This is a genomic window from uncultured Bacteroides sp., assembly GCF_910586915.1.
In the GTDB taxonomy this organism is placed as follows: domain Bacteria; phylum Bacteroidota; class Bacteroidia; order Bacteroidales; family Bacteroidaceae; genus Bacteroides.
Map to the genome: position 1 here is coordinate 1 of NZ_CAJULN010000068.1, position 10,779 is coordinate 10,779.

Below are 10,779 nucleotides of genomic sequence, written 5' to 3' on the forward strand. Positions count from 1 at the left end.
AGCTCCACGACAAAAAGAAAATGCTGGTGGCAAGGCTCAAAGGCTATCTGGACGGTTTGCCCCCGAAGACACGCAGGCGCATCGTGCTGGCGATGCTCGCCGCCTTTGCGGTGCTTGCCCTCTACACCTTCGGCAAAGCCGTCTATGAAATCGGCAGGAATGACGGCAGCCGGATGGTAACAGACCATGCCGGACAGGTGGAACTGTCCATAAAGCCGGACAACAATCATAATGTAATACCTTATTTATATGGAACAGACGAAGAATGAACCTAAAAACGAGAACAAGGCGGCTCCCGACAACGGGAAACCGAAGAAGGAGCGCAAGCCGCTGACCGAAGCCCAAAGGCTGAAACGTCAGAAAATGATAGTGCTGCCCGCTATAGTGCTGGTATTCATCGGTGCTATGTGGCTGATATTCGCCCCGTCTTCCGACAAGGAGCAGCAACCGGGAACGGGTGGTTACAACATCGAAATGCCCGACGCTGACAAGGCGAACCGCCAGATCATCGGCGACAAGGCGAAAGCCTACGAACAGGGAGCAATGGAGGAACGGCAGGAGAACCGCAGCCGCGCCATGCAGGAACTGGGCGATATGTTCGACCGCGAGGTGGCGGAAACGGACGGCGGCAGGGACTTCGACCTTGCTAATCCCGGAAATGCGGAAGATGCAACAGCAAAATCATCCGCTCCGAAAACCATCCAATCCTCCGCAGCTGCCTACCGCGACCTCAATACCACGCTCGGCAACTTCTATGAGCAGCCGAAGAACGACAACGCGGAAATGGACGAACTGTTAGAGCGTATCGCCTCGCTGGAATCGGAACTGGAAACCGAGAAAGGCAAGGCATCCGCTATGGATGACCAAGTGGCACTCATGGAGAAGTCCTATGAACTGGCGGCGAAGTACATGGGCGGGCAGAACGGCACACAGCCACCTGTCGGACAGGCGGCAGAGCCTTACCCCGTGCAGAAAGCCGGAAAGAACACGGCTGCACCTGTCAGGCAGGTAACGCATCAGGTGGTATCTTCGCTCTCACAGCCGATGAGCAACGCTGAGTTTGTCGCCTCCTTCTCGCAGGAGCGCAACCGCAGTTTCAATACGGCGGTGGGTGTCACGACTGTATCGGACAGGAACACCATATCGGCGTGTGTCTATGGGGCGCAGAGTGTGACTGACGGGCAGGCGGTAAGATTACGGCTGCTGGAGCCGATGGCAGTGGCGGACAAAATCATACCCCGCAATGCAGTGGTGGTAGGCACGGCAAAGATTCAGGGCGAACGACTCGATATTGAAATTACTTCGCTGGAGTACGCAGGTACGATTATCCCGGTAGAACTGGCGGTGTATGACACGGACGGACAGCCCGGCATCTTCATTCCAAACTCGATGGAGATGAACGCCGTCAGGGAGGTTGCCGCCAACATGGGCGGCTCCCTGGGCAGCAGCATTAATATCTCCACCAACGCAGGGGCGCAGCTCGCCTCCGACTTGGGCAAGGGGCTGATACAAGGCACGAGCCAGTATATCGCCAAGAAGATGCGTACCGTCAAGGTGCATCTGAAATCCGGATACAAGGTCATGCTATATCAGGACAGAGATTGAAAACAATAACAATCAACGACTAAAAAAACAACAACCAAATTTTTATTTACCACTAAAATCCAAAGTAGAATGAAAAAAGTAATCATCATGTTTGCCCTCGCTATGGGCATCATAACTGCCAACGCGCAGGAGAACGTAACCGTTGGAGAGAACAACGGAAGTGAACCGACGAACGAAGCGAGAGCAGAGACAAGCTCGCTTGACTATGCCTCGCAAGGAGGAGGAAGGCAAAGCCAACAACCGACCTTGACAAAGGAGGTCTATCCGCAGAAGGAGGCGGACGGCGATCTGTATCACGGGCTGACAAAGAAGCTGACCTTCGACCGCATGGTTCCCCCGCACGGATTGGAAGTGACCTACGACAAGACCGTCCACGTCATTTTCCCCTCGGAGGTGCGCTACGTCGATTTAGGCTCGCCCGACCTGATTGCGGGTAAAGCCGACGGAGCGGAGAACGTCATCCGCGTGAAAGCTACCGTGCGTAACTTCCCGAACGAAACCAATATGTCGGTAATCACGGAGGACGGGAGTTTCTATACTTTTAACGTGAAGTACGCCTCCGAACCGCTGCTTCTCAACGTGGAGATGTGCGACTTCATCCATGACGGCGAGAAGGTGAACCGCCCGAACAACGCGCAGGAAATCTACCTGAAGGAACTGGGCAGCGAAAGCCCGATGCTGGTGCGCCTTATCATGAAGTCCATCCACAAGCAGAACAAGCGTGAGGTGAAGCATATCGGCTGCAAGCGATTCGGCATCCAGTACCTGCTGAAAGGTATCTACACGCATAATGGGTTACTTTATTTCCACACGGAGATAAAGAACCAGAGCAACGTGCCTTTCGATGTGGACTACATCACATGGAAAATCGTGGACAAGAAGGTGGCGAAGCGTACCGCCGTGCAGGAGCAGATTATCCTGCCGCTCCGTGCGCAGAATTACGCCACACTCGTGCCGGGCAAGAAGAGCGAGCGCACGGTATTCACGATGGCGAAGTTCACCATTCCCGACGACAAATGCCTCGTGGTGGAACTCAACGAGAAGAACGGGGGGCGTCACCAGTCTTTCGTGATTGAAAACGAGGACTTGGTACGTGCCAATACCATCAACGAACTTCAAGTGCGCTGACCATGAGAAAGTACATCGCAATAATCATCGTGTCGCTTGCCCTGTTCACGGGGCAGGCGCACGCCCAGCGATGCCTGCCGAAGATGCAGGGCATCGAATTGAGAGCTAACCTTGTGGACGGTATGCGTTTAAGTGGCAACAATGGCGGTTACAGTTTCGGGGCGGCTCTCTCCACCTACACGAAGAACGGTAACAAGTGGGTGTTCGGTGGCGAATACCTCTTGAAGAACAACCCGTACAAGGATACCGCCATACCTGTGGCGCAGTTCACGGCGGAGGGCGGTTATTATTTCAAGATACTCTCCGACGCCCGTAAAATAGTGTTCGTCTATGCGGGGGCTTCGGCTCTCGCCGGATATGAGTCGGTGAATTGGGGCGAGAAAGTGCTGCATGACGGCTCCACGCTCCATGACCGGGACGCCTTCATCTACGGCGGTGCGCTGACGCTCGATGTGGAGTTTTACGTGGCTGACCGTATCGCCCTGCTCGCCAACCTCCGGGAGCGCCTGCTGTGGGGTGGCGACACACGGAAGTTCCATACGCAGTTCGGGGCGGGCGTCAAGATAATCATCAACTGACACGTCGCATGGAACGGACGGACATTGAGAATATGAGGCAGATACCCATTGCGGACTTTCTCGCACGGCTGGGACATGAGCCTGTCCGAAGGAGCGGAAACGAGCTGTGGTATCGTGCGCCATACCGCAGTGAACGCACGCCCTCCTTCCGTGTGAACGTGGCGAAACAGCTCTGGTACGACTTCGGCTTGGGCAAGGGCGGCGACATCTTCACGCTTGTCGGGGAGTTTACCCGAAGCGGGGATTTCATGGCGCAGGCGAGATTCATAGCGGAAACCGCCCGTATGCCGCTTGCCGCAGCAGAAAAGCCGTTGTACCTGCCGGAACCGTCCGAACCTGCCTTTGAGGGAGTGGAAGCCGTCCCGCTGCTCCGCTCTCCGCTGACGGAGTATTTGAAGGAAAGAGGCATCCCTTATGCCGTTGCATCCCGCCACTGCTGCCGCCTGAACTACGGCGTGCGTGGTAAGCGGTACTTTGCCGTCGGCTTTCCGAACGTGTCGGGCGGCTATGAAACCCGAAGCCGCCGTTTCAAGGGTTGCGTACCACCAAAGGACGTGTCGCTGGTCAAGGCGGGGGACATCCCGGCGGACGTGTGCAGCGTGTTCGAGGGCTTTATGGACTTCCTGTCCGCCGTCACGCTCGGTTTGGCAACGGGTGACTGCCTTGTGCTGAACTCCGTCGCCAACGTGGAAAAGGCTTTGAAACATCTGGACGGGTACGAGCGCATCGACTGTTACCTCGACCGAGACGAAGCCGGACGCAGGGCAATGGAAGCCCTGCGGACACGCTACGGAGGAAAGGTGACAGACCGTTCCGGCATCTATCAAGGCTGCAAGGACTTGAACGAGTACCTGCAACAAGTATCAAGAAAACAACAAAAGAACAACAATCTAAAAATCAAAGAATAATGAACATACTGAACAACAAGAACAAGAGAACATCAATCTTCAAGGCGTTGGCACTCTGCCTGTTCGCCGCAGTGTCATTCACATTCGTATCGTGCGACGACGATATGGACATCCAGCAATCCTATCCCTTCACGGTGGAAACCATGCCCGTGCCGAACAAGGTCACAAAGGGGCAGACGGTGGAAATCCGCTGTGAGCTGAAGAAAACGGGCGATTTCGCCAATACCCTCTATACCATCCGGTATTTCCAGTTCGAGGGTGAGGGCACACTGAAAATGGACAACGGCATCACTTTCCTGCCCAATGACCGCTACCTGCTCGAAAACGAGAAGTTCCGGCTGTACTACACGGCGCAAGGTGACGAGGCGCACAACTTCATCGTGGTAGTGGAGGACAATTTCGGCAACTCCTATGAGTTGGAATTTGACTTCAACAACCGAAACGTGAAGGATGACGGGGTTATCACTGTTGTCCCCATCGGGAACTTCAAGCCCTTTACACGATGATGCGTGTATTCATGGCTATCCTCTGTTCGCTTCTGGCGGTCTGTTCCGTGTCCGCACGGAACAGACGCCATGAGGGAACGGACGGGCAGGCGGCTATCTACCGGCTGCCACCATTTGAGAGGGCGGTGCGATGCACGAAGTATTTTGAGGGCTGGCATTCGGAAAAACATCACCCGTATGTAGGATATGGACATCGGTTGCAGCCGGGGGAAAGGTATTCGGCACGCACCATGACGAAGCGGCAGGCGGACGCGCTTCTGCGAAAAGACCTGCGGAAGTTCTGCGCGATGTTCCAGCAGTTCGGGAAGGATTCGCTTCTGCTTGCCACGCTCGCCTACAATGTCGGTCCGTACCGTCTTTTGGGGAGTGGGAAGATACCCAAAAGCACGCTAATCCGAAAGCTGGAGGCGGGTGACAGGAACATCTACCGGGAGTATATCGCTTTCTGTAACTATAAGGGGAAACGCCACGCCATGCTGCTCAAACGAAGGAAGGCTGAGTTTGCGCTGCTGTATGTACCATAAAGAATAAGTGTCTGACGAAAGAAACTCCGATGAAGCCGCCAACTTCATCGGAGTTTCAGTTTTCATACATTCGGGATTGTCCCTTTGCCTGCAACCTCACCGTCCCTGCAATGCTCTATGATACCGGGTGAAAATCCCATGCTGCCGATTGCGATATGCCGGATATAGTCTGTATATTCCTGACCTTGAAAATTCCTGCCCGTAAGGTTCTTGAAAACCATCTTTATGCTTATGCCGTCGTTGCTGTACAAGATGGTTTTTCCGTTCTGTCTGATTGTTTCCATGATTAAAACTTGTTTTTGTGAATACTATCGTAGATTGGTACAAAGGTTTCTTTGCCTACTTTCTTATCCGCCATCATGCTCATGAAAGAAAGTAGGCGGCTTTTGCCGCCCACCCCTCAAAAGCGGGTGTAAAGTCCCGTTACCATCGTGAACATTTCCTCCAGCATATCGCAATATATCCCCTCGTGCGTTTCAATGTCCTTCGTCCTGCTCTCGAATGTCTTTTTGCTGAACGTCTTGCGGTAGAAACGCATATTGTATAGGTCTGCCCCTCCGTCATAGATGATGTCAAGGCGGTTGGCACTGGTCTTGTTCCTCGCAAGGCTCATGCGCAAGCCGTTGCCCATGTCTGTGAAGTCTTTGCTTCCCGTCATGGCGGCAAAGCGTCTGCCGCCAATCTGCTCTAAAATTGTCTTTGCTATCATATCCGTTGTCTTTTAGGTTTATGGTTCGGGCGGTGCGGACACCGCCCCAATGTTCAAAATTCTGTTTTCTCGGTTATGGGTGTGCATTTTTCCAGCCACTCTTTCAGACATTCCATGCTATACTCGCTCGTGATGACTGCCGTATGGCTGTCAATGGCAGTGAAACGGCTGCTTTCATAGCTGTCTATCCACCCCTTTAGGGTATCAACTCCCCACGCTTCGGCATCGTCAAAGATGCCGTCCAATGCCGTAATGGGTTCGCTGAATTTGACTATCAGCGTTTGGTAGCCTGCTTCGTTCATCGCTTCTCCTCCTTCCTTTCCTTTGCCGTTAGCCACTTGTCCCGTGCGGCTCGACATTCGTCTAATGTGGGTTTGACACAAGAGAAAAGTTCCCCGTCCGTGTGGCGGTAGTCGTATTGCACAAGGGTGCGTTTGCGTCTGTCGATACCCGTTTGGAATTTCTCGTAGTTCTCCGTTCCTGCCGATTGGCAGGTGCTTACTCCGTTAATTGTCATTTTGTTGCCATAGTCGTTGTTATTTAGATGATTAGAAATGTACAGACAGCACTCTGTGTTGCATCACCATTTCGGGGTCGCTCGTGTAGCGTTGGTGCAGGTAGAAATGATGAGAGCCGAAGCCGTAAAGGAAGAACTTGTCAAGTTCGTGTTTCTCGGCAAAGTCCTTGACGCTCGCCCTTAATTGCTCCTCACTCTGACAAAGAGTGAGGAGGTTCATAAATTCAAGGAACATCGTGGGGATTTTATCATCCCATAGGAAAACCATGCTTTCAAATCTTACTTCCATAATGTTAGTTGTTAGATGTCGATATTATGCCGCTTTCATCCGCTGGCGGATAAGGTTGGCGTTCTTGTTCACAAGGGCGATGATGCGGTCGTGGTATTCGGAGTTCTCGTTGCATACGCCACGACACTGCACCACCTCAAAAGTTTTTAGTGACACCTCTATCGTTTCAATTCGTTTTCCGTCAATGGTGGCGGATAGGATAAGGGAGTCTTTTCGTTTGTGGTAACCGCCCACACAATGGTGCATCGTCCTTCCTTCCTCTGCCATTTCTTCCACGCTCTCTATGACTTTGACGCAAATAAGGCTGTCGGTAAAGGCAAGTCCGAAGAATATGCCCTTAGCTTTCAGATATTGTTTCTCGTCCTCAATCGCTTTCCTGCGTTGCTGTTCAGTCCGCTCATGTTTCCTTTGCAGGTTGCGCTTTGCCACCAACTTGTCGTGTTCAACTTTGAGGTCGGCAGGGCAAACGTATTTCGGGCTGTTTGTGTCCTTGCCGAAATGACGCAGGAGGTCTATGGTGTCACGCCACATTGAGCCGTCCTCAATAGTATAGCCGTTGCGGATACATATCTTGATTGAAGCCCAATACTCTCCAATATTGAAAGAGTGGTACAGATAGTAGCGCAACATGGGATATTGCCCTGCCTTCAACAGCGTTTCCGCACGGCTGTCCGACAATAATGCCGGTATTAGTTTGGTGGGTACAATGTCGTGGAAATTGCCGTTAAAGCCGTTTCTGCGGAGCGTCGGCAACACCTTATATCTTGGATATATCGGGGAATATGAGATATGGCGGTACGCTTCATTGTCATTGCGGATAGCAAAAGGAGAAGCGAATGAGAACGTGTCGATGTAGCATCCCAATGTGCGTGGAATGGCAACAACAGCCTTACGCCCTTGTTCATTCCACCAATACTGCCCGATTTCAAGGGCATAGGACTTGGCATTAACCCCTTTCTCCATACCCACGACAAGCAAGAACATTCGTAGCACTTGGTATTCTCCGCTTGTGGTAAGGGTTGTGAAATACTGCTTTTGTCTTACCTTGCGCTGATAGGTGAGGCAGACTTTCAAACTTGCTCCACATTCGGGACACGTACAATGCTCGGTCTGCTCCGTCATTACCCAACTATGACCGCAATCCATACAAGTGGTACGACCTTTCGGCAAGCGGTGTGCATAATGCTCCACGCAATTACGGAATGCCCAATTTATCTGTATCGGGGTTATCGGGCGTAGTTTCTTGCTTTGGGCAAGAACTGCTTTTTCAAATTTGTTTCTCGGTTTCATAAGCCAAAATCAAATAATGAGGGTTGAACTTGGGTTTCTGTTTTCGCCTTTGTCGGCTTGGTGCGGTTCTGCAACTTGCGGAGTTCCTCGTCTTGGTATCTGCGGACTGCCTGCTGACGTGCTTCTGCTTTTTCCTCTGCCGTGAGTTCCACAATGTGGTTCACCGCCACTTGGCATTGGATAGGCTTGCCCACCTCAATCTCGTTCTCGTCATAGTAGTGTACTGCTTGTCCGTATATCTCTCCGTCCGTGAAGCCGTTACAACCGCTTTTCTGCACATAGTTCAGAATGTAGGTTACGCAATCGTCAATGTTCTTGGCTGGATTGCGGTAGTTCTTCGCAAAGAGCGTGTCTTCCTCCGCACGTTGTTCCAAATACATCTGTATCGTTCTCTTGAAATGGTCTGTTCCTTTCATATCGCTGTCGTTTTTATGAGTTGTCAAATAGTATGTTTCAAAATCTCCCTCCAATAAATCGGCTCAACCTCGCTCAATAGGAAGTCTATAAAGTCCTTCCGTGCGTCCTTGTTCAGTTCGTGGTAGAGTCCACGGAACACGGACATATTGCCGTTGAGGTATGTTTCCACCATGTACTCGAAGATGTTGCCCACCTCGTAGTATCTGCATTGTTGCTCCACTGTCTTGCTTCTTCTCTTTGCCATGTCGGTAGGGATTAAAGGGTGAATAACCAAAGAATGAAGCCGAAGAACAGGATAACGGAAAGAATAGCCACGATTACCCCTATTGCCACTCGGAACACTCCGTTTATTATCTCTCTGACGATGTACCAAAGGATGCCGGACACCCAAAAGGCGGTGCGCATGATTAGGGTGCATATCGCAAGCCCTATGTATTGCGCCATTTGTCTGAAATTTACCGTTGCTGTCATAGCCGTATCATTTGTTAAGTTCCACGATGCTGTCTATCCTGCCGTATAGGAAACTGCGGAGTGCGGTCTTGTCGGTAGCCTTGTATTCCGCCCAATGTCCATACTGCTTTACAATGTAGGTTCGGAGAATGTCGGAAAAGTCAAACATCCAACCTTGCAAGGGTACTGCGCTCTTGAAATAGGTGTTGCTGTTCACGTTGCGTGTAAGCCAATCCTTTTCCTCTCGGCTCAATTTCTCACCATTGTTCAGTTTGGTGCGAAGTCCGTACACCTTGCTGCCTTGCAGGTTCTCCAAACTTGGTACTTCCCATGCCACGAATTTTGTTGCTATTGCCGTTCTCATATCCGTTTTGTTTTTGATTTTTTGTTTTTTAATGCGGATTCAAGAGCTGAGGGAGTTGAGTTTCAAACTATCTTATCTGCCTCTCGTTTATCCGACATTTTTTTTAATGCGTCTTTCTGTCGCATCGGTCGTTTTCGTTTCGGGTGCTTAAAAAGGTAGGGATTAGGGAATGCAAGGTTTTTCGGAAAAATACTACCCGAAAGGCTGGAGATTTTTCCAGAAAACAGGAGGCTTGACCTTGCTTTCCCGTACAATCCCGGAGTTACCTTTGCACCCAGCACGAAAATGACTGCCTGATGCGGCTCACTGAAAGGCGCGAAAATGGAGGTAAACGGAAGTGGAGGCAGATTAGACAGGAAAACTTCAAAAGAGAAATCCGTGAAAAAGACATCCCCAACAGAAAAGAACATAGCCGGTAGCGTGAAACCGAGCAAACCATCGGCAAGGAAGTATGTTTTTATCTGTTTGGCCAAACGTGTTTGGTCGGATGGATAAAATCATTCTTCCCGGTTTGTCTGCCGTGAGTGACGGCTTGTTCCATTTATGGAATGTGCGGTCATACACGGCTTTCCGCTTCCGGCTCAAAAGGACAACGAAAAAAGAAAAATCGTCAAAACCCCGTAAAAGCACCTCTTTGGCATAAGCACAAAAGAAAGGGGCCTTGTCTCATCAGTCTAAACTATTGTTTAGGCGTGAGGCAAAGCCCTTTTCTCCGCTTATGCGGCAGTCGGCACACGTTCGTTCAAAATCTTTTTGGGCGATGGTGTGCTGACGGATAAAATCGCTTTTACGGAAAAACTTGTGTGAGAAGAAAAAATCAGGAGATTCATTTCTAAATCTCCCGTTTTATTGTTACTTTTGCATACGAAGAGTTCTTTGAAGGTTACGCAACGCACAGAAGAATAATGCAGTAGATAACTAACTAATTCGTAACCTATTACTATTATGAGCGATTACCCAATGCTCATTTCCAATAAATTACACTCTTTTCGTAACTTCTATATGCAAATATCTTTAATAATGGTATTCCCTCATCATATGAAACCGTAACCATGTAAAATGATTCTACATTTGGGTCATTCTTTATACTCTCAATCGCTTGGATAAATAAATCTTTATATAAAGTTTTTTCGTCATCAGAAAGCATCCCGCAAATCATTAGGTCATCAATATTATAATCCACAACATTTGCGACATATTTTTCGGCGTCAGGAAACTTATCTCTTATTATGACTGGAGTAAAGCGATAAGAATTCGTATCTAACTCCATTTTATAATACGATAGTCCGCGACCCTTCAGTTGTTCCATTATATATTCTATTTCGGATTCTTCCATTCGATATCCAAAATAAATGCCAGTAATAGCCCTATAATCTATGTCAAATAATCCGATTGCATCAAAGACTAATCTTATCTCTTCTTCATATTCCCAAGCTTTCGATTTGGTGCCAATACATTTTTTTAGAATTCGCTCAATATTACCATGCGGTGGCA

18 protein-coding genes and 1 pseudogene are annotated in these 10,779 nt (G+C 50.0%); 7 read left to right on the forward strand and 12 right to left on the reverse strand.

All coding sequences use genetic code 11. The features are described 5' to 3' along the window. The 7 genes from QZ331_RS13865 to QZ331_RS13895 all read left to right on the forward strand — a co-directional run. Positions 1-269: TraL conjugative transposon family protein (locus QZ331_RS13865; protein WP_294631280.1), on the forward strand; the 269-nt coding region annotated here is incomplete at its 5' end. Further along, entirely contained in the window at positions 250-1,605 is a 1,356-nt protein-coding gene (gene traM / locus QZ331_RS13870; protein ID WP_032595739.1) for a conjugative transposon protein TraM, read from the forward strand. The genes QZ331_RS13865 and traM, both read left to right, overlap by 20 nt. Positions 1,606-1,674: 69 nt before the next feature. Further along, positions 1,675-2,733 carry a conjugative transposon protein TraN gene (gene traN, locus QZ331_RS13875; protein WP_032588475.1) on the forward strand — a complete coding sequence of 353 codons (1,059 nt, stop codon included), beginning with the start codon at positions 1,675-1,677 and terminating at the stop codon, positions 2,731-2,733. Positions 2,734-2,735: 2 nt separating this feature from the next. Continuing rightward, a complete protein-coding gene (locus QZ331_RS13880; RefSeq protein WP_032588474.1) occupies positions 2,736-3,311 on the forward strand; it encodes a conjugal transfer protein TraO in 576 nt (191 codons plus the stop codon). Between the two features lie 8 nt (positions 3,312-3,319). After that, positions 3,320-4,219 (forward strand): toprim domain-containing protein, encoded by a 900-nt coding sequence (locus QZ331_RS13885; RefSeq protein WP_004310298.1) that lies wholly within the window; start codon positions 3,320-3,322, stop codon positions 4,217-4,219. Beyond that, positions 4,219-4,725: a DUF3872 domain-containing protein gene (locus tag QZ331_RS13890; RefSeq protein WP_032595742.1), complete on the forward strand. Its 507-nt coding sequence runs from the start codon at positions 4,219-4,221 to the stop codon at positions 4,723-4,725. The genes QZ331_RS13885 and QZ331_RS13890 overlap by 1 nt, the downstream gene beginning before the upstream one ends. After that, positions 4,722-5,249, forward strand: coding sequence for a glycoside hydrolase family protein (locus tag QZ331_RS13895; protein WP_005827312.1), 528 nt, complete (start codon positions 4,722-4,724; stop codon positions 5,247-5,249). Before QZ331_RS13890 ends, QZ331_RS13895 begins: the two co-directional genes overlap by 4 nt. 62 nt (positions 5,250-5,311) lie before the next feature. Here the strand turns inward: QZ331_RS13895 and QZ331_RS13900 are convergent, their stop codons facing one another. From QZ331_RS13900 to QZ331_RS13955, 12 genes and pseudogenes are all read right to left on the reverse strand, one after another. Then, positions 5,312-5,533, reverse strand: a complete 222-nt coding sequence (locus QZ331_RS13900) for a hypothetical protein (RefSeq protein ID WP_004310300.1) — start codon at positions 5,531-5,533, stop codon at positions 5,312-5,314. 116 nt (positions 5,534-5,649) lie between these two features. After that, on the reverse strand, positions 5,650-5,958 hold the full coding sequence (locus QZ331_RS13905; protein WP_004310301.1) for a hypothetical protein: 309 nt from the start codon (positions 5,956-5,958) through the stop codon (positions 5,650-5,652). A 53-nt stretch (positions 5,959-6,011) separates the two neighbouring features. Then, positions 6,012-6,317 (reverse strand): hypothetical protein, encoded by a 306-nt coding sequence (locus QZ331_RS13910; protein ID WP_004310302.1) that lies wholly within the window; start codon positions 6,315-6,317, stop codon positions 6,012-6,014. Continuing rightward, entirely contained in the window at positions 6,257-6,475 is a 219-nt protein-coding gene (locus QZ331_RS13915; protein WP_008770680.1) for a DUF3873 domain-containing protein, read from the reverse strand. The genes QZ331_RS13910 and QZ331_RS13915 overlap by 61 nt, the downstream gene beginning before the upstream one ends. A gap of 31 nt (positions 6,476-6,506) precedes the next feature. Then, positions 6,507-6,764 (reverse strand): hypothetical protein, encoded by a 258-nt coding sequence (locus QZ331_RS13920; RefSeq protein ID WP_005827305.1) that lies wholly within the window; start codon positions 6,762-6,764, stop codon positions 6,507-6,509. Positions 6,765-6,788: 24 nt separating this feature from the next. Further along, positions 6,789-8,054 (reverse strand): PcfJ domain-containing protein, encoded by a 1,266-nt coding sequence (locus tag QZ331_RS13925; protein WP_004310303.1) that lies wholly within the window; start codon positions 8,052-8,054, stop codon positions 6,789-6,791. Next, positions 8,051-8,470, reverse strand: a complete 420-nt coding sequence (locus QZ331_RS13930; protein ID WP_004310304.1) for a PcfK-like family protein — start codon at positions 8,468-8,470, stop codon at positions 8,051-8,053. The genes QZ331_RS13925 and QZ331_RS13930 overlap by 4 nt, the downstream gene beginning before the upstream one ends. Positions 8,471-8,493: 23 nt before the next feature. After that, on the reverse strand, positions 8,494-8,715 hold the full coding sequence (locus QZ331_RS13935) for a hypothetical protein (RefSeq protein ID WP_008019901.1): 222 nt from the start codon (positions 8,713-8,715) through the stop codon (positions 8,494-8,496). Between the two features lie 11 nt (positions 8,716-8,726). Further along, positions 8,727-8,942: a hypothetical protein gene (locus QZ331_RS13940; protein WP_005643957.1), complete on the reverse strand. Its 216-nt coding sequence runs from the start codon at positions 8,940-8,942 to the stop codon at positions 8,727-8,729. A gap of 7 nt (positions 8,943-8,949) precedes the next feature. After that, on the reverse strand, positions 8,950-9,285 hold the full coding sequence (locus tag QZ331_RS13945; RefSeq protein ID WP_004310306.1) for a hypothetical protein: 336 nt from the start codon (positions 9,283-9,285) through the stop codon (positions 8,950-8,952). A 62-nt stretch (positions 9,286-9,347) separates the two neighbouring features. After that, positions 9,348-9,758, reverse strand: a complete 411-nt coding sequence (locus QZ331_RS13950; protein WP_032588465.1) for a hypothetical protein — start codon at positions 9,756-9,758, stop codon at positions 9,348-9,350. Positions 9,759-10,249: 491 nt separating this feature from the next. Then, positions 10,250-10,779: pseudogene (locus QZ331_RS13955) on the reverse strand (DUF2971 domain-containing protein); the annotation flags it as partial.